A 20,833-nucleotide genomic window follows, 5' to 3' on the forward strand; every position below is an offset into this window, starting at 1 on the left:
GAGATCCCGGCTTTTTTATAAGTGATTACCGGCCATCATCAATGGACCTTTACGCCAACTTGCGCGAAATATCCGGTTGTTTATTGGGTAACTGTATTTGTTTTTACCTCTTTAAACTGGTTATTTTCTATCTTATTGTCGTACGGCGCTACACTTTGTATTACCGGCGACGGATATCGTTTCGTGTCGAATTTGCCCGTCCAGTCCGCGTCTTTCTGGTCGCCTACCAGGATACCAATAGTGGCATGGGTGATCTGGTTGCCGGTAATGGTGCAGTTGCCGGGAGCTACGTAAAAACCGGTTTCTATTTTTCCTTTCGTCATGCCGTACATCAGCCTGATGGCGGTCTTAACACCGGTGATCTTGTTGTTGGTGATGGTATGACCGCTCCCGTTAACACGGATGCCGCCGCTGCCTCCCTCAAAGGTATTGCCTGAAATAATGCAGTCGTGGCCGCCGCGCATCACCAGCTCGCCGTCGTTATCGCCAAAGTAGTTATCGATATAACTGTTCCTGCTGCTTTTATTGCTGATCACTTCGGGCTCGCCATCACAATGCGTAAAGCGGTTATTCTTTACCGTGGTGTTCGACTCCCTGGTACCCAGCAGCACAGGGTCCTGGCCCACCTGGATGCATTCGCCGCCGTTGTTATTGCTCCAGCTAACCTTGGCTTTGTCTTTAAAAACGTTGCTTTCGATAAGCGTGAACTGAGGGTTACTGTCGCCGGTGATCTTTACCTGGAAATCCTGGCTGTCGGTATTCGCTGTTACCGTGCAGTGATCGATCTTGTTGGAGGTGCCGTTTCCGGAAACGATTATCAACGGCATAAATTGAACTTTTGCCACGTTATGTGTAAAAACGCATTGCGTGATCCGGCAATAGCTGCTGTTTTTAAGCTCTGCCAGCACGCCGCTCTTCCCATCGGCCTTACCCAGCACACATTCTTTAAAAGTAATGCCGCTCAGTACCGTGTATTTGCCGGTTAATACGAAGAGGGGTTTGTTTACTTCACCCGAGAAGATCACGCCGCCGGTGGATGCCCCCCTGATGACCACCGGTTTTTGGGCGGTACCCACGGCGGCGATCTCCACCGACCAGTTACCGTAATTCCCGTCGGCGATCACCACTTCATCGCCCGCGGCAAGTTTAGGCAGTACGTTTTTAAGCTCCTGCTCATTGCCGACCTGGTAAATGGTCGCAAACGCAGGATCCGCATATAGCATAACGAACAGGATGGACAGGATGAGTTTTTTCATGAGGATCAAAATTAGGATAAATTTGATTAGGCCATCCCCGCCGTCACTGATAAACCGGTTTCATAAAATAAGCGTTAAGAAAACCAGGTGCCACCAGGTGCCTGGCAGTTACCAAATGTGGGGTAACAGTTAAACCCCGAACTGTATTAAGTGGTGGTTTAAGTGTTTATAAAACATGTTGTTCCATTCAGTTACAGAAAGCGGCCCAAAGGAATGCGATTCGCGGCCGTCAAAAGCCGCGGCCCCCAATTCCTGTGTTTTTAGCAGGTAGGCAATAAGCCGGGCTTTCTCTGTTTCCAAATCCCGCGCATCGGTGATAATGAACGCCGGGGCGGTCTTGCTATGCTTTTTATAAGGTGTTTCGCTTACCACGGTGTTCTTTACCAACAGCTTCAGGATAAATTTCATGAATGCCCCCGGTTTGGGGTGCTTGTTTTCAAAGGTCATTTCGTAAGCTACATTTACGTGTGCGAGCATTTGTGCCACGCTCATTTTGCCCCATCCGGGTGCAGAAGCAGGAGTAAGTTTGTTGATCCGTTCGATGAGGTCGTTGGTAACCGGTGCGGAGAAAATGTCGGGGAGGGCCATTATTTTGGGTTTAGGGCTGCAATTTAGGATATGTGCCTTAAATTACCTGTTTTACCTGTGTTAACTTTCACCGGAAGTGCCATCGCTTAAGGCCCGGGGTTGTCCAGTGCCGGTTTTGCGGCAGCCTGCGAGATAAGCCAACCTGTGGCATACATCCATTTTGTCATCTTCGCCAGCTTGGCGATGTTGATCCTGGCGGGTTCGTCTTTGGGAGTATGATAATCCGGGTGCAGCAGCGAGGTGAAAAAGATCGCCGGGATCCCGGCCTGTGCATAGGGCGCGTGATCGCTCCGGAAATACCAGCCTTCCGGGTGTCGGGCGTCGTCCCAGGAGAAATCGACCTTAAATTTTGTTACCTGCTGGTTGGCTGTCATCGCCAGGCCGACCAGTGCCGACGAATTTTTATGCGAGGTAGTGCCCAGCAGCGCCGCCGAATCAACGGAGTTGCGGCCAATCATGTCGCCGTTGAGCACTGCCGCGATGGCCTGTTTTGGAACGGTAGGGTGAGCTACGAACCATTTGGAGCCGAGCAGGCCGCGTTCTTCTGCGCCGTGCCAAACGAACAGGGCCGACCGTTTTCCGGGTTTTGTGGTCCATGCGCGTGCAATGGCGAGCATGCCCACGGTAACCGAAGCATTGTCATCGGCGCCGTTCCATATCGAGTCGCCTTCCACCGGGTTACCGTCGCCGTCATGATCGTGGTGGCCGCTGTAAAGCACGTATTCCTCCTTTAGTTTCGGGTCGGTGCCCGGAGCTTTGGCCACTACGTTTACCGAGGGGTACTGGAATGTTTCCGCCTGGAAATCAGCTTTAACCCTGGCCCCCGCGGTCTTTAAGACCGCTTCAAACGCCGACCGCACTAAAATAACCGGCGCGGTACGTTGCCGGCTGCCGCCGTTACCCCTGATCGCGCCTTCCAACTGGTATGATCCTTCTTCATAATTATGCCCGGTAAAGGCGATGGCAGACTCGACGGTTTCATCGGCAACCAGGATCACGGCCAGCGCCCCCCTGCGTGCCAGCAGTGCACTTTGCTGGCGTATGGCGGAAGATGTATAGCGAAAGCCCCATAAGCTCATCCCTGCCGCCGGTAATGGCTTGGGCGCCACGATCTTCATGGCTACGATCTTGCCCTGGAGGTCTGTTGCAGTATCAGCGGCCGTGCTGAGCCAGGTGACCGCACCATCGAGATGTGTATCCAACGCCTGTGTAGGGAAGACCTGCTTCCAAAGCGCAAGTGGTTGGCCGTTAATAACAAAAGTGCCCCGGTTGGCGGTACGCGTACGGTTGATGTTAAAAAACTGGAAATAAGTGCCATCTTCCCCTGCAGGTTTTAGCCCGGCTTCCTGTGCTTTTTGCGCCACCCAGACCGCGGCGCGCATTTCATCCGCTGTGCCCGCTCTTCGTCCGCGGAAAGCATCGCCGGCGAGCTCAAAAATATCTCTTTTAAGATCAGCATCTTTAATAGACAGGAGGGCAGGAGGTTGGTTGGCCTGGGCATAAACGCTTCCCGCGAAAGCGGTTGTGAAAAACAGGGTTAAGATCAGCTTCATAATGTGATGATTGAGATTAAGCGGAAGCCAGTTCCTGGTATTCCGGGTTGTATTTGTTCCGGTATTTTAGCGGCGACATCCCGGTGATCCGTTTAAACGTTGTCCTGAAGGCTTTTGTATCGGTATACCCGACCTTATACATTACTTCGTTCACATTCTCGCGGGAAGATTCCAGTGATATTTTTGCGGCCTCGATCTTTACGCGCTGGATGTATTCGACCACGGTATTGGAGGTTGCCTTTTTAAACCGCCGCTCCAGGTTGCGGCGCCCGAGCGAAAACATCGATGCCAGCTGATCTACGGTGATCTTTTCGGGGAAATTCTTTTCAATAAACACCTGCGCTTTCTTGATCGGTTCGTCTTCATGCTCCTTCTGTCCCTGGAATATAGTGAACGAAAGCTGGTTGTCTCGCTCGATCTCGATGGCGAACACCTTAGCCGCCAGTACCGCCATCTCGCGGCCGGCGTATTTTTCTATGAGGTATAAGATCAGGTTCAGGTAAGAAAAAGCGCCGCCGCTCGAGTACAGGCCGTGTTCGTCGGTAATGATCTTTTCGGTAACGAGCTCCACCTCCGGGAACATTTTACGGAAGGCATTGGTCGCCATCCAATGTGTAGCCAGCTTGCGCCCGTTGGCCAGGCCGGTGGAAGCCAGTATAAAAGCCCCCAGGCATAAGCTTGCCACTTCTGCGCCGCTGTGGTAATGTTTCGTGATCCATGGCAAAAACGCACTGTTTTTCTCCAGCGCTTCCTGCAGATCGCCATCTACCGCCGGGATAATGACCAGGTCGGTTTTTATAACGTCGTCGATCAGCACATCTGAATGTGCCGTGAATGAGCCGCCGGATAAGGGGGTTTCGGGCATCAGCCCTACCAACTGAACCTTAAATATAGGCGCCATATCTTTCATTTTGAAGAAGGTGTTCACCTGCGTAAATAGCTGCCGTGTGCCTTCCAGACTGCCTAAAATAGCTCCCTTAGGAACCAGGATCGATATATGCTTCATATTTCGAATGTAAAACTAATCGTTCATACGAGCAATACATTGTCGCAAATCACCCTTATAATGCCGGAATTACCCCCATGTGCGGGACACGGGGACGGGTAAATTTGTAGCCAGTTATCGGTGGTCAGTAGTCAGTAGTCAGTTATCAGTAGTCAGTTTCTGTTAACCGTGGCTAAAGGATTTCGTGGCGGGTGAATTAGGGTTTTACGAAGAAGCTGACTACTGACGGCTGAGCACTGACAGCTAAAATATGATCGAAGTATTTAAAACCAACGTGCATTGCCTCAAAGAAGCTGCGAGGCTGCTCGACCGTATCCACGGGGAGTTTGATGGTTACTGCGCCAATTTCGACCTGGATGATTGCGACAGGATATTGCGCGTAAAAAGCGCGAACGGTTTCGTACGCGCCGGCTGTCTTATCAGCCTGCTGAACGAATGCGGGTTTAATGCCGAAGTGCTGGCCGATTAGTACCTTAGGATGAGGAGTGCATGATACAAATTGTCGCCTATCTTAACTTTAACGGGAACTGCCGCGAGGCGATGACTTTTTACCAGCGATGTTTTGGCGGAACGCTTGAAATGGTGGCTGTTAAAGACTCGCCTGATGCCCGTAAGTGGCCAAAAAAGGTGCAGAACGACATCCTCCATGCCGGGCTGATCAGCGATGACTTTACGCTGCTCGCCTCAGACATGGCCGGCGACGACGCCGGCTGGGGGAGCGCCATCACCCTCTCGTTTATGTGTACCACCGAAGACGAAATTACCAGCGCGTTCTCCCGTCTTTCAGAAGGCGCCACGGTAAGTCACCCGCTTCACAAGTTTTTTTCGGGAACCATCGGGTCGCTTACAGACCGGTACGGGATACATTGGATCTTTAAGTTGTGATAGGCCGTCGGCAGTTAGCTGATTGTAACATAACTACTATAAAACGCTATTCCTGTACATTCATTCGGCTGTGCGCGGCTGGTATTCTTAAGAATATTTAGTAGTATTACCGCACTAAACCAACTAATCTGAATTGATAATGGACAGAAGAGCAGCGGTGAAGAATATGGCCCTTTTAATGGGGAGCGCTATTTCTGCAACCACCCTTGGTTTCATACTGGATGGTTGTAATAACGGCCCGAAAGCTACTTCCACCACGTTTACCCCTGGCCAGGAAAACATGGTTGCCGAAATTGCAGAGATCATTATTCCTAAAACCAGTACTCCCGGTGCAAAAGAGGCGGGAGTGGGTGCATTTATCGTGATGATGATCAATGAATGCTACCCGGAAGAGGCACAGCAGGATTTTATCGGCGGTCTTGATTATGCCGACAAGATCACTAAGGGTAAATTTAGCAAGACTTTCCTGGAGGCCGACGGTAAACAGCGCATCGCAGTGATACAGCAGCTGGCGGAAGAAACGAAGGAATTTACCGACAAGGAAAAAGACCTGAAGCCGGAAGAGCAATCGAAAAAGGTTCCTTTCTTTAAACAAGTTAAAGAGCTCACGATGTTGGGATACTTCACCTCCGAGGCAGGCGCCACCAAAGCGTTAAACTACGTAGCTATTCCCGGAAGGTACGATGCCTGCATCACCATTAAGCCTGGTGAAAAAGCCTGGGCGTTGTAAGCCCCACCGCTAACCAAAATATAAACCAGATATGTACCTGAATACAGAAGCTGACAAACAGAATACCTACGACGCGATTGTGGTAGGCTCGGGGATCAGCGGCGGTTGGGCAGCCAAAGAGCTCACAGAAAAAGGATTAAAAGTGTTGCTCCTGGAAAGAGGCCGCAATATAGAACATGTGAAGGGTTATGATACCGCGCTGAAGGCTCCCTGGGAGTTTAAGCACCGCGGCAGGCTTACCCAGGAACAGGTATTGAGCCACCCGGTACAGGTACGCGATTACCCGTATTCAGAATTTAACGCGTCATACTGGGTGAACGATAAAGAATGCCCGTACACGGAAGTGAAGCGGTTCGACTGGTACCGCGGTTTCCACGTGGGCGGTAAATCGCTTATGTGGGGACGCCAGAGCTATCGCCTGAGTGACCTGGATTTTGAAGCGAACGTTAAGGACGGCATTGCCATCGACTGGCCGATCCGTTACAAAGATATTGCGCCCTGGTACAGCTATGCGGAGAAATTTGCCGGTATCAGCGGCCAGCGCGAAGGGATCCCTAATTTGCCTGATGGCGAATTCCTGCCCCCCATGGACATGAATTGCGTGGAAAAAGACGTTAAGAAACGCATCGAGGCGCATTATAAAAATAACCGGCGCATGACCATCGGACGTGTAGCCAACCTTACCCAGCCGCATAACGGCAGGGGGAATTGCCAGTACCGTAACCTTTGCAGCCGCGGTTGCCCGTTTGGCGCCTATTTTAGTACGCAATCGGCCACGTTGCCGGCGGCGATGGCTACAGGAAACCTTACCATGCGTCCGTTTTCTATCGTGAATGCCATTCTTTACGATAAAGACAAAAAGCGTGCAAGCGGCGTACGGGTGATCGACGCCGAAACGAACGAGGTGGTAGAGTTCCATTCAAAGATCATCTTCCTGAACGGCTCTACGCTCGGCTCGACCTTTGTATTGCTCAATTCTACGTCAGACACCTTCCCCGACGGATTGGGTAACAGCAGCGGCCAGCTCGGCCATAACCTGATGGACCATCATTTCCGCACCGGCGCTTCCGGCGAAAGCGAAGATTATGGAGATAAATACTATTACGGACGCCGCGCAAACGGGATCTATATTCCCCGCTACCGAAACCTGAACGGCGATAAACGCGATTATATCCGTGGCTTTGGCTACCAGGGCAGTGCGAGCCGCTCCGGATGGGCACGCGGCGTGGCAGAAATGGCTTTCGGCGCCGACTTTAAAGAAGAGGTGTCAGCCCCGGGTCCATGGAGTATGGGACTTGGCGGTTTTGGCGAAACATTGCCGTATTTCGAAAATAAAGTAACGCTGGACAGGTCGCAAAAAGATAAATGGGGCCAGCCCGTAATTTCTATCGATTGCGAGTTTAAGGACAACGAACGGAAAATGCGCGTAGACATGATGAACGACGCCGCCGAAATGCTTGAGGTAGCGGGCATGAAAAACATCACCACCTTTGATAAAGGTTGCTTCCCCGGTATGGCCATCCACGAGATGGGTACCGCACGCATGGGCAACGACCCGAAGACTTCGGTGCTGAACAAGTGGAACCAGATGCATGATGTGAAGAACGTATTCATTACCGATGGTTCTTGTATGACGTCTGCGGCATGCCAGAACCCGTCGCTCACCTACATGGCGCTAACCGCCCGGGCCTGCGATTACGCCGTATCCGAACTGAAGAAAATGAATATCTGATCATAAGACCAGGAATATAAAAACAGTAAAGCACATGAAACAAGGATTGAGCAGGAGAACTGCATTAAAAAATATTGTGGCTGGTACAGCTGCATTGGGCGTTTCGTCCTCAATTCCGGCCATGGCCGGCGAAGGCTTGCAGCCTGCGGCGCTGAAAGGCAACATTAACCACTCGGTTTGCCGCTGGTGTTTTAGCGGGATGTCGGTAGAAGAGCTTTGTATAGCCGCCAAAGAGATCGGTTTGATCGGCATCGACCTCGTAGGCCCCGCAGATTGGCCAACTTTAAAGAAATACGGGTTGTTGTCTACCATGTGTAACGGCGCCGAGATCAGCATCCCCGAAGGCTGGAATAAGGTAGAGAACCACGCCAGGCTGGTTAAGCAGTATTCGGAAATGATCCCGAAAGTAGCTGAGGCCGGTTACAGGAACCTGATCTGCTTTAGTGGGAACAGGCGTGGCATGGACGACGAAACCGGGTTTAAGAATTGCGTAGACGGCTTAAAGCAGGTCATGCCGCTTGCTGAAAAACACGGCGTGGTGATCGTAATGGAACTGCTTAACAGCAAAGTGAACCACAAAGATTATATGTGCGACCGCACCTGGTGGGGCGCCGAGCTTTGCAAACGCCTCGGTTCGCAGAATTTTAAGCTGCTCTATGATATCTACCACATGCAGATCGACGAAGGTGACGTGATTCACAATATCCGCGATTTTAACCAGTACATTGCACATTACCATACCGCCGGCGTACCCGGAAGGCATGAAATAGACGAAAGCCAGGAGCTTTATTACCCGGCCATCATGAAAGCCATCATCGCCACCGGCTTTAAAGGTTACGTGGCCCAGGAGTTTATCCCGGCCAAACCGGATAAAATCGCTTCGCTGCGGGAGGCGATTAAGATTTGTGATGTGTAGTGAGCGGTAAACAGTGATCAGTTGTCAGTAATCAGTTACGGTATATCGCCTGATAGCTGGTAGCTCAAGACTGATCACCGATAACTCAAAACTCATGAGTACGAAATTAAGACTGGGAATGGTTGGAGGCGGGCAGGGCGCATTTATCGGCGCTGTACACCGCATTGCCGCCCGCATCGATGATGAATACGAATTGGTATGCGGCGCATTTAGCAGTGATCCGGAGAAATCGAAATTAAGTGGCGCCCAACTGGGCATCCCTGCATCAAGGACTTATGGTTCCTACCAGGAGATGTACGAGAACGAGCTGCTGCTTCCCGAAGCAGAACGTGTGCAGGTGATCAGTATCGTAACGCCTAACCACGTGCATTTCGGGCCGGCTAAGATGGCCATGGAAAGCGGTTTCAGCGTGATCCTCGATAAGCCGATCGCGTTTTCGCTGGCCGAAGCCCTGGAGCTGAAAAAGATCAGCGGGCATACCGGAAAGCGGCTGGCATTGACCCATACTTATACCGGTTACCCGATGGTAAAAGAAGCCAGGCAATTGGTCGCTTCCGGCAAGCTGGGCGAGATCAGGAAGGTGTATGCGGAATACCCGCAGGGCTGGCTGAGCACTTTTGAGGAGGGCGGTACCAATAAACAGGCGAGCTGGCGTACGGACCCGTCGCAGAGCGGTATTGCCGGCGCCATGGGCGATATCGGTACGCATGCCTTTAACCTGGCGGAATATGTAACCGGTTTGCAGGTGGCCAGGTTATGCGCGGATATTAACATCGTAGTAGCCGGCCGGAAACTGGACGACGACGGTACGGCCATGCTGAAATTTAATAACGGGGCTTCGGGCGTGCTTTTCGCCACCCAGGTGGCTGCAGGAGAGGAGAACAACGTAAAGATCCGGGTATACGGCGAAAAGGGAGGGCTGGAGTGGCAGCAATCTGATGCGAACACACTCGTGGTGAAATCGCTGACGGGACCTGCCGAGATCTACCGCACCGGCGGAAAATACCTGGGCTCTTTTGCCACGCACAATACCCGCACCCCCGGGGGCCACCCGGAAGGCTACCTTGAGGCATTCGCGAATATTTACCGGAACTTCGCACTCACCGTGCGCGCCGACCTGGACCACGAACGGCCCGCCCCCGAATGCCTGGATTTCCCGGGTATTGAAGAGGGAATCCGCGGTATGGCGTTCATCGAGCGCGTAATCGAGTCGGGAAAATCAGATAATAAATGGATTGATCTAAAAATCGAATAATCACAATGGTAACAATTAAAGGCCCGGCGATCTTCCTGGCACAGTTTGCGGGCGACGAACCGCCGTTCAATACGTTAGAAAATTGCTGTAAATGGGCAAAAAGCCTCGGCTACGAAGGTATACAGGTCCCAACCTGGGATACCCGGCTGATAGACCTCAAACAGGCGGCCGAAAGCCAGACCTATGCCGACGAGCTGAAAGGCATAGCGGCGAGCCATGGTATCCAAATTACCGAACTTTCTACCCATTTGCAGGGACAACTGGTAGCGGTAAACCCGGCATATAACGAGCTTTTTGACGGCTTTGCGCCGGAAGCTTACCGAAATAACCCTGCCGCAAGGACCGAATGGGCCGTTCAGCAGCTCAAATATGCCGCTAAAGCCTCTCAAAACCTCGGCCTCACCGCGCATGCCACGTTTAGCGGTGCGCTGCTGTGGCAGACCGTTTACCCGTGGCCGCAGCGCCCGGCAGGTTTAGTGGAAGCCGGTTTTACCGAACTGGCGAAACGCTGGACCCCGATCCTGGACGTGTTCGACAGCTGCGGCGTGGACGTTTGCTACGAGATCCATCCCGGCGAAGACCTGCACGATGGGGTGACCTACGAGATGTTCCTGGAAAAGGTAAATAACCATTCCCGGGCATGCCTGCTGTATGATCCTTCGCACTTTGTGCTTCAATGCCTTGATTACCTGGCGTATATAGATCATTACCATGAGCGGATCAGGATGTTCCATGTAAAGGATGCGGAATTTAACCCTACCGGGAAGCAGGGTGTTTATGGCGGTTACCAGGGTTGGGTAGACAGGGCAGGCCGTTTCCGCTCCCTGGGCGACGGGCAGGTAGACTTTAAAGCGATTTTCAGCAAATTAACCGCGTACGACTTCCCCGGATGGGCAGTGTTGGAATGGGAATGCGCCCTCAAGCACCCGGAAGACGGCGCGAAAGAAGGTGCAGCCTTTATCCGCGACCATATTATCCGTGTAACGGAAAAAACATTCGACGATTTCGCCAGCTCCGGTGCCGATGAAGTAATGAACAGGAGGATATTGGGAATATGAGAAATATAATTATTGTGATTGGATTGCTGCTGGGCCTGGGCGCCTGCGGCAGCGGCGATAAAGCCAGGGAAAACCAGGATACCACCACCAACCTGGAGCAAACAGGGAACGACAACCGAAACATGGCCGATACGCTGGGAACCAACGCTGCGTCTGCGGACAGCGCGGCCACAGATACGATTAATCAAAAAAAGTAGTTATACTAAAAAACAAAGAATGACAACCAGGAGAGACTTTTTAAAACAGGCGGGCATTGCATCCGCAAGCGCCCTCGTACTTCCGCAACTTGCTTTCAGGGCAGACAAGGCGGTTGGCCTCCAGCTCTATTCACTGCGTGAGTATATCGGTAAAGACGTAAAAGGCGTGTTGGCCAAAGTTGCGGCGGCCGGCTACCGCGAAGTAGAGACTTATGGCTATTCCGCAAAAGGCGGTTTCTGGGGGCTTCCCGCCAAGGAATTCGCCAAGGTGTTGAAAGATAACGGTTTGAAATCGCCAAGCGGCCATTACGATATGGGGCCTTACCTGGCATCGAACGGAACGGACGATTCAACCATCAAAGCCTACATCGAGGCTGCGCACATCCTCGGCAGCCCGTATGTAACCATTCCCTGGTTTGGCGGAGAGCTGACCAAAAGCGCCGATGGTTTCAAAAAAGCCGCGGCCATGTTCAGCAAGGCAGCGGAGCTTTGTAAAAAATCAGGACTGCAAATGGCCTACCACAACCATGATTTCGAATTTAAACAGTTCGGTGATGTGAATGGTTACGACATCCTGCTGAAAGAAACCGACGCTTCGCTACTCAAAATGGAAGCTGACCTCTACTGGGTGGTCCGTGCAGGGAAAGATCCGCTTGCATTGTTCTCCGCAAATCCCGGAAGGTATGTGATGTGGCACATCAAGGACATGGATAAAACCAATAATTCACGAAATACCGAGGTGGGAAATGGGCAGGTAGACTTTAAAAAGATCTTTGCGCATGCGAAACATGCCGGTGTAAAGCACTTTTTCGTAGAACAGGAGAACTTTACAGACATCGACCCTTACGTGAGTATTACGAAGAGCGCGCAGTACGTGAAGAAGAGCTTATTTTAACAGGAAAGGGAGCGATTAGGTCGCTCCCTTTCCTGTTTAGGCATATTGATGTTCCAGGTTTTCCACATTTTGCAGAGACTGGGTAATACCCGATCGCTGGCTAACCAGCAGCTGCCTCTGGACCGAACTCAACTGGTCGTTGTCCAGCGCTTTATCATAAGCTTCAATTGCCGCTTTTTCGCCGGTAACGCAGGCATCAAGCACCGCTTTATTGTCATTGATCGTAAAAGCGGTTTTAATATCGATCCACGCGCGGTGTAAAGCGCCAAGAGGCCCGCCGTCACTGTTGTCAGGGTCGCCGCCTGCCTGCCGGATGCTGGTCTTCAGCGCGTCCGCGTATTCGGCTCGCTGCAGCGAGTAAGTAGTTAGTAAGACCTTTAGCTCCGGTGCATCCACATTTTCGGCCGCATTGCGATATCCTTCCTTGCCGTCATTACAGATCGACAGCAAATGCTTTAATGAAGGAATGAGATTTTCGTTCGTTTCCATGATATGTTCCTCCTGGTTGATTGTTCGTTCGTATCTATAACTGAATCGGAAGAGGAATGTTTTTTGGAATGGGTCTGATATTTGCAGGGAGCGGTGGGGATTGGACGTTCGAGGTAGCGCCCGGGCGACGTGCCGGAAACGTATAACGCCAAACGTCCGACAAGACTGGTACTACGACAAGAGTAGTACTAACTAAATTGATTTGAGCTATATTGGTCGATTAATATGAAGAAGTTTTCGTTTCAACAGCAGGTCCTTGCGGGCTTTGCCACTACACTGATATTTATTTTCGCGTTAGCGGGTGTTTCGTACCTCAGCATCCGCAACAGGATCATTAACCTGCAGGAGGCTAACGGGTGGGTTTACCACACGCAGCACGTTCAGGACGACATCAATTCGATCCAGAATCACCTGCGCGATGCAGAAACAAACCTTCAATCGTACATCATTACCAATAACCGGGAGTTTGTAAAACCTTATAACCTGGCGATCACCAATGTACAGATCGAGTTCGGACGGTTGGAGAAGCTGCTGGGCAAAGAGACGACGATGGACTCGCTGAGCATTTACAACACCAACTACCTGACTGAGATGCAGCGGGTAAAATCTGCATTCGATCTCGGCGGGTTTGAGGCGGCAAAGTCGATCATCGAAACCAACGCGGTGGCCAAAGCAAAGGCTGATGTGGTGCGGTATCTCGGCGTGGTGAAAGAAGCGAGGTATGTATTCCTTACGGCGAAGATCAATGCGGCCGGGAACGCCGATGGAAGCGACCGTACACTGATGGTGGTACTATCGGGCTCGGCCATCATTTTATGCCTGGTATTGGTGCTGCTGCTTTATATCCTCCGTACCTTTCAACAGCAAAAGCAAACGGAAGACAACGTACGGACCATCAACCTGAAGCTGGAGGAAGTGTCGGAACAGAACCAGATCAAGAACTGGTTCCTTACCGGTACGTCAACCATGGACAGTGCGATGCGCGGCGTACAGGATATCAAAGACCTGGCGCAGAACATCATCCAGGAGCTGGCCATTTACACGGGCGCACAACTGGGCGCGATTTACCTGGTGAGTGAACGGCGCCTGCACCTCTCAGGAAGTTACGCATTCGAATCCCCGGCCAATGTAAAACAAACGATCCAGATCGGCGAGGGGTTGGTAGGACAGGCCGCAAGGGATAAAAAACGACTGATCTTTTATGATGTGCCGGACAATTATGTGAAAGTACGGTCGGCCATAGGCGAGAGCACCCCTAAAAGTATCCTGGTACAGCCGCTGATCCATGAGAACGAGTTAAAAGGCGTGATCGAGCTGGCCTATTTATCCGACCTGAACGAGATGAAGATCCAGTTCATTACCACGGTAATGGATAACATCGCAATCGCCCTGGAAACATCCGAAGCGAGAACGAAGCTGCAGCAATTGTTCCATAAAACCCAGCAGCAGGCGGAAGAGCTCGAAAGCCAGCAGGAAGAGCTGAAGACCACCAACGAGGAGCTGGTCCGCAAAACGGAAGCGCTCCAGGCCTCGGAAGAAGAGCTGCATGTACAGCAGGAAGAGCTCAGGCAGATCAATTTCGAGCTGGAAGAGAAAGCCGCGCTCCTCGAAGAGCGTAACAAGGCAGTAGTACAGGCGCGCGAAGCCATTACGAACAAAGCGCAGGAATTGGAACAGATCAGCAAATATAAGTCGGAGTTCCTGGCCAATATGAGCCACGAGCTGCGTACGCCGCTTAATAGTATCCTCATCCTGGCCAGGATCCTGAAGGAAAACAAAACGGATAATCTTACGGCAGAGCAGATCAAGTACGCTTCGGTGATCCACAACGCGGGCAGCGACCTGCTTACACTGATCAACGACATTCTCGACCTTTCGAAGATCGAATCGGGTAAGCTGGAGCTAAGCATCGAGACCGTGAAAATCCAAGAGATCCAGTACGACCTCGACCTGCTCTTCCGGGAAGTTGCCGTTAACAAACGGATCAGCTACAACATCAGCGTCGACGACAACGTTCCCAGGAACATAGTGACAGACCGCCTGCGGCTGGAGCAGATCCTCAAAAACCTGCTTTCCAATGCGTTTAAGTTCACTCCGGAAAAAGGATCCGTATCGGTTTCGATCAGCAGGTCGCAGCTTGACCAGGAATTCCAGCACGAGCGGCTTAAGGAAGCAGGTCATGCCGTGATCGCGTTCACCGTAAAGGATACCGGCATCGGCATCCCGCAGGATAAGCAAAAAGCCATCTTCGAGGCGTTCCAGCAAGCCGATGGTTCTACCAGCCGCAAATACGGCGGCACCGGGCTCGGTCTTTCCATCAGCCGGGAGCTGTCTAATATCCTTGGCGGGCAGATCGGCATTTCGAGCGAGCCGGGATCGGGAAGCTCGTTTACGCTCTACATCCCTGAAACGTACGTGGGCGAGGGAGCCATCCCGTTAACTGAGTCGCCAGCACCGGCGGAGGTGGTAACGGTGGAAGATATTTCTATACCGGAAAATACACCGGCAGCTAATGTTCAGCCTGTTAAGCTGCCGAAAAAAAAGAACGGCAAACACGTGCTGCTGATCGTTGAGGACGATGAGAACTTCGCGAGCGTGCTAAGCGACTACGCTTTTGAGCGGGGTTTCGACCCGTTGGTGGCTTACCAGGGCGATACCGGCCTGGAAATGGCCCTGAAACACCACCCGGACGCCATCATTCTTGACATTATGCTGCCGGTAATGGACGGATGGCAAGTGCTTAAAAAACTGAAAGATAATGCCCTTACGCACGATATCCCGGTTCACATGATGTCGGCCGGCGACGAACGGCCAATGGAAGCGAGGCTGAACGGCGCCATCGGCTTCCTGAAGAAACCAGTTGTGAAGGAAAAGCTGGATGAGGCGTTCGACCTGCTGATTAAAACGAACAGCTTCGAGCTGAACAAAGTGCTGATCATCGAAGACCACGAGATCCAGAGCGAGAACCTGCGTAAACAACTGATAGAAAGCGGCATAGAGGTTAAGCAGGCGTTTGACGGCGCACAGGCGCTCAGCGTGCTGGAGGAAGATGAACAGTTCGACTGCATTATTCTCGACCTGAACCTGCCGGATATTTCGGGTCTCGACCTGCTTGATAAGATCAAGGATAACCCCGGGGTCGCTCATATCCCGGTGGTGATCAACACAGCCATGGAACTTACCCAGGAGAACGTTTCCAGGGTAATGAAGCACACACACGCCATGGTGCTTAAGAACAACAAATCGAACGACAGGCTGCTTGACGAGGTGAACCTGTTCATGAACAAGATCCAGGAAGAAGACGGGATCCGGCCCGCCATGCGGCAGAATTCACCGGGCGGCTCGCTTAAAAAGGCGGCGACGCTGGAGAAAGCGCTGAAAGATAAATCGGTGCTTATCGTCGACGATGATATGCGTAACGTGTTTGCGATCACCAGCGTACTGCAGCCATATAACCTGAAAATAGATATCGCCAATGATGGCAGGGAAGCGCTTAAAAAGCTCGATGAAAAACCCGACACTGATATTGTGCTGATGGATATCATGATGCCGGAGATGGACGGTTATGAGGCCATGCGCGAAATCAGGCTGCAGAAACGTTTCGCTAAGCTTCCCATCCTGGCATTAACGGCCAAAGCAATGAAAGCCGACCGCGAAAAATGCATCGAGGCCGGTGCAAATGATTATATTTCGAAACCCGTAGACGTAGATAAGCTCTTATCGTTAATGAGGGTGTGGGTGAGTTAAGATGTCGAACAATTTTGCCATTTCATTTGAGCAACTCGAGGAGCTGATCGGCCTGGTGAACCAGGTACATGGCTTCAGCTTTAACGGGTATACGCGCGCCTCGCTGAAACGCAGGATCACGCGGATCATGCAGCTTTACAACCTTTCGTTCTTCGACCTGAAAGCGCTGCTGATCAATAAACAGGATTTCTTCGAAGAATTTCTTACTGAGATTACCGTCAACGTAACCGAGATGTTCCGTGATCCGCATTTTTTCTCGGCTGTGCGGAAAAAAGTATTTCCCTATCTTGCTTCTTACCAGCGCATTAAGATCTGGAATGCGGGCTGCTCGAGCGGGGAGGAGCTGTATTCTTTCGCCATCATGCTCGAGGAGGAAGATCTTTACAGCCGGTCGTTCCTATATGGTACGGATATCAATTCAAAGGTGCTTGATTTCGCCAAAAAAGGCATCTACGATCTGCGTAAGATGAAACAGAACTCGGAGAACTACCAGCAGGCCGGCGCCTCCAGCTCGCTGTCTGATTACTATACCGCGGTATACGATGCTGCTTCCATACAGCACCGGCTGAAACAAAACACCTTGTTTTCGGTGCATAACCTTGTTTCCGACGGCGTTTTTAACGAATTCCAGCTGATTTCCTGCCGCAACGTGCTGATCTATTTCAACGCGGAACTGCAGCGGAAGGTGATCAGGCTCTTTTATGACAGTTTATGCCCGCTGGGCTTTCTCTGCCTGGGCTCAAAGGAAACGCTGCGTGGTGACGAACTTGCGAGCCGTTTCAGGGTAGTGGACCAGTTTGAAAATATTTACCAGAAAATTGCTTAATCTCCCGCTTCATACGGCCGCAAAAGTGCGCGGGGCGGGCATCATGGTCATCGGTGCTTCGGCAGGAGGGTTCAACCTGATTTTCGACCTGGTGCTTTCGCTGCCCGCCACCTTCCCGGTCCCGGTAATCGTGATCATTCACCGCAACCGGCGCTACCAGTCGGCTATCGAAGAACTGCTCGACCAGAAGGCCGCTGTGCGCGTAAAAATGGCGGCCGAGAAGGATACGCTCAACCCCGGCTGCGTGTATTTCGCACCGCCCGACTACCACTTGCTAATCGAACCCGACGGCACGCTCTCGCTCGACTATTCTGAGCCGGTATGGTATTGCCGTCCATCCATTGATGTGACCTTTGAAAGTGCCTCGGATGTGTACGCCCGTAATGCTATTGGCATCCTGCTTTCGGGGGCGAACGAGGATGGTGCAGAGGGACTGGCGTACATCGAAAATAATCATGGCCTTGTAATTGCACAGGATCCGGTAGATGCAGAGGTTAAAACTATGCCGCAGGCTGCGATCAATAAATGCAGGCGGTGTATGGTTTTATCGAATGAGCATCTATTTCAGTTTGTGAACCAGGTGGCTCTTTTACATGTTAAATAATGGATAACCAAATTAATCTTTTAATAGTAGACGACAAGGAGGAGAATATTATCGCGTTGGAGGCGTTGCTTCGCCGTCCGGATATCAACCTCGTATCTACTACCTCCCCAAATGAAGCGTTGCGCATTTGCTGGGAAAAAGACATCGCCGTTGCGCTGATCGACGTGCAAATGCCTGAAATGGACGGCTTTGAACTGGTAGAGATCCTCAAAAGCAACCCGCGTACCTGCGACATGCTTATCATCTTCGTTACAGCGATTTCCAAGGAAACCAAGTTCGCCGTGAAGGGATATTCAACCGGCGCGGTAGATTATTTATATAAACCGCTCGATCCGTATGTAACCTCCGCGAAGGTAGATTCCTTTATCCAGCTGGTGAGAACGCAGCGCGACCTGAAAAGAAAGAACATCGAGCTGGAGAACTACCAGAAAGACCTGATCAAGGCCAAGAACCAGGCTGAGCAGGCGAAACGCATTAAGGAAAACTTCCTGGCCAACATGAGCCACGAGATCCGTACCCCTATCAACGGCATTATCGGCCTGGCCCACCTGCTGAAAAGTACGGAACTGGACGATTACCAGCAGGGAATATTGGAGATGCTCGACAGCTCGTCGCAGTCGCTACTCGGCGTGATCAACGACATTTTGGATATTTCGAAGATCGAAGCGGGGAAATTTAAGATCGTGAGATCTGAGACAAATATTGCCCATCTTTCCCAATCTGTGATTTCTCTTCTACAGTTTAAGGCGAAGGAAAAAAATATAGAATTAAAATTAGAGGTCGCTCCGGAACTTCCTTATTTAGTTTTAGCAGATTCCTTGCGGCTTAACCAGATCCTGATGAACCTCATCAGTAACGGGATAAAATTCACCGAAGAGGGGTATGTAAAACTTGAATTGAAAGTACTTGCCTGGAAAGGCAATAACGCACAGATCGCGTTTACGGTAAGCGATTCGGGGATAGGCATCGCCGAAGATAAGATCCGCCTGGTGTTCGATTCGTTCGAGCAGGCCGAAGATACCACGGCGCAGCGATTCGGCGGGACCGGTCTCGGGTTGTCTATCGTGAAGAAATTGTCAGAGCTGAAAGGCGGATTACTATCCGTAACCAGCGAAATGGGCAAGGGCAGCACCTTTACCTTTACGAACTGGTACCAGATCATTCTCCAGATAAACGACGACCAGGAGGTTAAAAAGACCGCTGCCGAGCTCCCTAAGTTCGAAAAGCTCTCGATCCTGGTAGCGGAAGATAATGCGGTGAACCTGTTTATGATCAAAAAGATCCTCAACCAGTGGAATATACAGGTGGACTCGGCAGATGACGGCACTAAGGTGCTCGACAAGGTGAACGAAAATGATTACGACCTCATCCTGATGGATACGCACATGCCGGTAATGAGCGGTTTCGAAGCTACCCGCCGCATCCGCTCGGAGATGTTTGGCTTTAAACGTGATATCCCGATCATTTCCCTTTCTGCCGCCGTGCTCGAAGAAGAACAAAAAGCAGCACTTGCAGCAGGCGTGAACGATGTACTGAGCAAGCCGTTTGATCCGGTGACGTTGTACTATAAAATTGAGAAGCTGGTTAGGAAGTAAAGCATCCTTTCCTGCAGGTATCAACCGTTCGTTAAGATTTTATTACCGATTTTAAAAAAACTCCTGCTGTTCAGCGTGATAACGGTACCTACTGTTAGGTTTTTGTAACTATTGCATCAGGAATCCAAAAATCCCTTCCATAAAAGGCAGATTTAGTTATTTTTGTTGGATAAGATCAATTATATGTCGGAAACAGCTTCTTTAAAATTAGGTGAAAAAACGTACGAACTGCCAATAATAACGGGCACGGAAGACGAACAAGCCGTGGATATTTCAAAACTACGTGATCTGAGCGGGTTTGTGACATTGGATACCGGGTACAAGAATACAGGCTGCACTAAAAGCGCCATCACCTTTCTCGATGGAGAGAAAGGCATCTTAAAATACAGGGGTTACGGCATTGAGGAACTGGCTGAGAAGTCTTCATTTATTGAAGTGGCTTACCTGCTCATATACGGTTCGCTGCCTACTGCCGATCAGCTGAAAGATTTCCAGTTCCAGATAAGCCGCCATACGCTGGTGCACGAGGATATGAAGAAATTTTTTGACGGGTTCCCGTCAAAATCACATCCCATGGGCCAATTGTGCTCGCTGGTATGCTCCCTTTCGGCGTTTTACCCTGAGAGCCTGTCGCCACATCCCACTAAAGAAGAGCAGAACCTGACTATTATCAAGCTGCTGGCTAAGATGCCGACGATCGTATCATGGATCTATAAAAAATCACTGGGGCATCCCATCGTGTACCCGCAGAATAAGCTCGATTATGTGAGTAACTACCTGAATATGACTTTCGGTCAGCGTACCGAGGAAGTAGAGATCGACCCGGTAGTGGTAAGTGCCATGAATACCTTACTGATCCTGCATGCAGACCACGAGCAGAATTGCTCTACCTCCACCGTGAGAATTGTAGGATCTTCGGAATGTAACCTGTATGCTTCCATTTCCGCAGGGATCTCCGCCCTTTGGGGGCCTCTTCACGGAGGCGCTAACCAGGCGGTGATCGAGATGCTTGAGAAGATCAAGAATGACGGCGGCGATACCGAAAAATGGATCGCCAAAGCAAAAGATAAAAATGATCCGTTCCGCCTGATGGGGTTTGGTCACCGGGTGTACAAGAATTTCGATCCGCGTGCCAAGATCATCAAAAAGGCTTGCGACGATATTCTAGATAAACTGGGCATCGACGACCCGGTTCTCGATATCGCCAAGAAGCTGGAAGAGGTGGCCTTAAGCGATCCATATTTTGTGGAACGCAAATTATACCCGAACGTAGATTTCTATTCCGGTATCATCTACCGTGCGCTGGGCTTCCCGACTGATATGTTTACCGTACTGTTCGCGCTCGGCCGCCTGCCGGGATGGATTGCCCAGTGGAAAGAAATGAGAGAGAACAAAGAGCCGATCGGCCGACCGAGACAGATCTATATCGGGGAAACTGACAGGGCGTTTGTCGGGATCGGGGATCGCTAAACGGGTTTAAGATTCGAAGTTAAAAGTTTAG

At 51.1% G+C, this 20,833-nt stretch carries 19 protein-coding genes; 14 read left to right on the forward strand and 5 right to left on the reverse strand.

What is annotated here, in order from left to right; genetic code table 11:
* Positions 1–80: 80 nt before the first annotated feature.
* From GS398_RS07195 to GS398_RS07210, 4 genes are all read right to left on the reverse strand, one after another.
* Positions 81–1,256 carry a chondroitinase-B domain-containing protein gene (locus tag GS398_RS07195; protein WP_160906101.1) on the reverse strand — a complete coding sequence of 392 codons (1,176 nt, stop codon included), beginning with the start codon at positions 1,254–1,256 and terminating at the stop codon, positions 81–83.
* A 129-nt stretch (positions 1,257–1,385) separates the two neighbouring features.
* Complete coding sequence (locus GS398_RS07200; protein ID WP_160906102.1) at positions 1,386–1,844, reverse strand: DUF1569 domain-containing protein; 459 nt, start codon at positions 1,842–1,844, stop codon at positions 1,386–1,388.
* Between the two features lie 86 nt (positions 1,845–1,930).
* Positions 1,931–3,397: a M28 family metallopeptidase gene (locus tag GS398_RS07205; RefSeq protein WP_160906103.1), complete on the reverse strand. Its 1,467-nt coding sequence runs from the start codon at positions 3,395–3,397 to the stop codon at positions 1,931–1,933.
* A gap of 16 nt (positions 3,398–3,413) precedes the next feature.
* A complete protein-coding gene (locus GS398_RS07210) occupies positions 3,414–4,403 on the reverse strand; it encodes a GlxA family transcriptional regulator (protein ID WP_160906104.1) in 990 nt (329 codons plus the stop codon).
* 250 nt (positions 4,404–4,653) lie between these two features.
* On the opposite strand from GS398_RS07210, the gene GS398_RS07215 reads away from it, so the two are divergent.
* From GS398_RS07215 to GS398_RS07255, 9 genes are all read left to right on the forward strand, one after another.
* Positions 4,654–4,872 carry a hypothetical protein gene (locus GS398_RS07215; RefSeq protein WP_160906105.1) on the forward strand — a complete coding sequence of 73 codons (219 nt, stop codon included), beginning with the start codon at positions 4,654–4,656 and terminating at the stop codon, positions 4,870–4,872.
* Positions 4,873–4,892: 20 nt separating this feature from the next.
* The gene (locus GS398_RS07220) at positions 4,893–5,288 is read left to right on the forward strand and encodes a VOC family protein (protein ID WP_160906106.1); all 396 of its coding nucleotides are present in this window, start codon (positions 4,893–4,895) and stop codon (positions 5,286–5,288) included.
* A gap of 139 nt (positions 5,289–5,427) precedes the next feature.
* Positions 5,428–6,018 (forward strand): gluconate 2-dehydrogenase subunit 3 family protein, encoded by a 591-nt coding sequence (locus GS398_RS07225; RefSeq protein ID WP_160906107.1) that lies wholly within the window; start codon positions 5,428–5,430, stop codon positions 6,016–6,018.
* Between the two features lie 31 nt (positions 6,019–6,049).
* Entirely contained in the window at positions 6,050–7,750 is a 1,701-nt protein-coding gene (locus GS398_RS07230; RefSeq protein WP_160906108.1) for a GMC oxidoreductase, read from the forward strand.
* 34 nt (positions 7,751–7,784) lie between these two features.
* Complete coding sequence (locus GS398_RS07235) at positions 7,785–8,666, forward strand: hydroxypyruvate isomerase family protein (protein WP_160906109.1); 882 nt, start codon at positions 7,785–7,787, stop codon at positions 8,664–8,666.
* A gap of 94 nt (positions 8,667–8,760) precedes the next feature.
* Positions 8,761–9,921: a Gfo/Idh/MocA family protein gene (locus tag GS398_RS07240; RefSeq protein WP_202405988.1), complete on the forward strand. Its 1,161-nt coding sequence runs from the start codon at positions 8,761–8,763 to the stop codon at positions 9,919–9,921.
* 5 nt (positions 9,922–9,926) lie between these two features.
* Positions 9,927–10,979 (forward strand): sugar phosphate isomerase/epimerase family protein, encoded by a 1,053-nt coding sequence (locus GS398_RS07245; RefSeq protein WP_160906110.1) that lies wholly within the window; start codon positions 9,927–9,929, stop codon positions 10,977–10,979.
* A complete protein-coding gene (locus tag GS398_RS07250; RefSeq protein WP_160906111.1) occupies positions 10,976–11,176 on the forward strand; it encodes a hypothetical protein in 201 nt (66 codons plus the stop codon). Before GS398_RS07245 ends, GS398_RS07250 begins: the two co-directional genes overlap by 4 nt.
* 19 nt (positions 11,177–11,195) lie before the next feature.
* A complete protein-coding gene (locus tag GS398_RS07255; protein WP_160906112.1) occupies positions 11,196–12,071 on the forward strand; it encodes a sugar phosphate isomerase/epimerase family protein in 876 nt (291 codons plus the stop codon).
* Between the two features lie 36 nt (positions 12,072–12,107).
* Here GS398_RS07255 and GS398_RS07260 read toward each other — a convergent pair whose 3' ends face one another.
* Positions 12,108–12,560 (reverse strand): ferritin-like domain-containing protein, encoded by a 453-nt coding sequence (locus tag GS398_RS07260; RefSeq protein WP_160906113.1) that lies wholly within the window; start codon positions 12,558–12,560, stop codon positions 12,108–12,110.
* A 225-nt stretch (positions 12,561–12,785) separates the two neighbouring features.
* Between GS398_RS07260 and GS398_RS07265 the strand changes: the two genes are divergently transcribed.
* The 5 genes from GS398_RS07265 (at position 12,786) to GS398_RS07285 (ending at position 20,802) form a co-directional block, all read left to right on the forward strand.
* Complete coding sequence (locus tag GS398_RS07265) at positions 12,786–16,307, forward strand: response regulator (RefSeq protein WP_160906114.1); 3,522 nt, start codon at positions 12,786–12,788, stop codon at positions 16,305–16,307.
* A gap of 1 nt (position 16,308) precedes the next feature.
* Positions 16,309–17,133: a CheR family methyltransferase gene (locus GS398_RS07270; protein WP_160906115.1), complete on the forward strand. Its 825-nt coding sequence runs from the start codon at positions 16,309–16,311 to the stop codon at positions 17,131–17,133.
* A complete protein-coding gene (locus GS398_RS07275) occupies positions 17,126–17,737 on the forward strand; it encodes a chemotaxis protein CheB (protein WP_160906116.1) in 612 nt (203 codons plus the stop codon). Before GS398_RS07270 ends, GS398_RS07275 begins: the two co-directional genes overlap by 8 nt.
* The gene (locus GS398_RS07280; protein ID WP_160906117.1) at positions 17,737–19,332 is read left to right on the forward strand and encodes a hybrid sensor histidine kinase/response regulator; all 1,596 of its coding nucleotides are present in this window, start codon (positions 17,737–17,739) and stop codon (positions 19,330–19,332) included. Before GS398_RS07275 ends, GS398_RS07280 begins: the two co-directional genes overlap by 1 nt.
* A gap of 183 nt (positions 19,333–19,515) precedes the next feature.
* Positions 19,516–20,802, forward strand: coding sequence for a citrate synthase (locus GS398_RS07285; RefSeq protein WP_160906118.1), 1,287 nt, complete (start codon positions 19,516–19,518; stop codon positions 20,800–20,802).
* Positions 20,803–20,833 lie beyond the last annotated feature (31 nt).

The sequence above is a fragment of the Hufsiella ginkgonis genome, from assembly GCF_009834915.1.
In the GTDB taxonomy this organism is placed as follows: domain Bacteria; phylum Bacteroidota; class Bacteroidia; order Sphingobacteriales; family Sphingobacteriaceae; genus Hufsiella; species Hufsiella ginkgonis.

Excerpts from the sequence above, each read along its gene's own strand:
- GS398_RS07195 (WP_160906101.1), bottom strand. The coding sequence starts at position 1,256 with ATGAAAAAACTCATCCTGTCCATCCTGTTCGTTATGCTATATGCGGAT.
- GS398_RS07200 (WP_160906102.1), bottom strand. The coding sequence starts at position 1,844 with ATGGCCCTCCCCGACATTTTCTCCGCACCGGTTACCAACGACCTCATC.
- GS398_RS07205 (WP_160906103.1), bottom strand. The coding sequence starts at position 3,397 with ATGAAGCTGATCTTAACCCTGTTTTTCACAACCGCTTTCGCGGGAAGC.
- GS398_RS07210 (WP_160906104.1), bottom strand. The coding sequence starts at position 4,403 with ATGAAGCATATATCGATCCTGGTTCCTAAGGGAGCTATTTTAGGCAGT.
- GS398_RS07215 (WP_160906105.1), top strand. The coding sequence starts at position 4,654 with ATGATCGAAGTATTTAAAACCAACGTGCATTGCCTCAAAGAAGCTGCG.
- GS398_RS07220 (WP_160906106.1), top strand. The coding sequence starts at position 4,893 with ATGATACAAATTGTCGCCTATCTTAACTTTAACGGGAACTGCCGCGAG.
- GS398_RS07225 (WP_160906107.1), top strand. The coding sequence starts at position 5,428 with ATGGACAGAAGAGCAGCGGTGAAGAATATGGCCCTTTTAATGGGGAGC.
- GS398_RS07230 (WP_160906108.1), top strand. The coding sequence starts at position 6,050 with ATGTACCTGAATACAGAAGCTGACAAACAGAATACCTACGACGCGATT.
- GS398_RS07235 (WP_160906109.1), top strand. The coding sequence starts at position 7,785 with ATGAAACAAGGATTGAGCAGGAGAACTGCATTAAAAAATATTGTGGCT.
- GS398_RS07240 (WP_202405988.1), top strand. The coding sequence starts at position 8,761 with ATGAGTACGAAATTAAGACTGGGAATGGTTGGAGGCGGGCAGGGCGCA.
- GS398_RS07245 (WP_160906110.1), top strand. The coding sequence starts at position 9,927 with ATGGTAACAATTAAAGGCCCGGCGATCTTCCTGGCACAGTTTGCGGGC.
- GS398_RS07250 (WP_160906111.1), top strand. The coding sequence starts at position 10,976 with ATGAGAAATATAATTATTGTGATTGGATTGCTGCTGGGCCTGGGCGCC.
- GS398_RS07255 (WP_160906112.1), top strand. The coding sequence starts at position 11,196 with ATGACAACCAGGAGAGACTTTTTAAAACAGGCGGGCATTGCATCCGCA.
- GS398_RS07260 (WP_160906113.1), bottom strand. The coding sequence starts at position 12,560 with ATGGAAACGAACGAAAATCTCATTCCTTCATTAAAGCATTTGCTGTCG.
- GS398_RS07265 (WP_160906114.1), top strand. The coding sequence starts at position 12,786 with ATGAAGAAGTTTTCGTTTCAACAGCAGGTCCTTGCGGGCTTTGCCACT.
- GS398_RS07270 (WP_160906115.1), top strand. The coding sequence starts at position 16,309 with ATGTCGAACAATTTTGCCATTTCATTTGAGCAACTCGAGGAGCTGATC.
- GS398_RS07280 (WP_160906117.1), top strand. The coding sequence starts at position 17,737 with ATGGATAACCAAATTAATCTTTTAATAGTAGACGACAAGGAGGAGAAT.
- GS398_RS07285 (WP_160906118.1), top strand. The coding sequence starts at position 19,516 with ATGTCGGAAACAGCTTCTTTAAAATTAGGTGAAAAAACGTACGAACTG.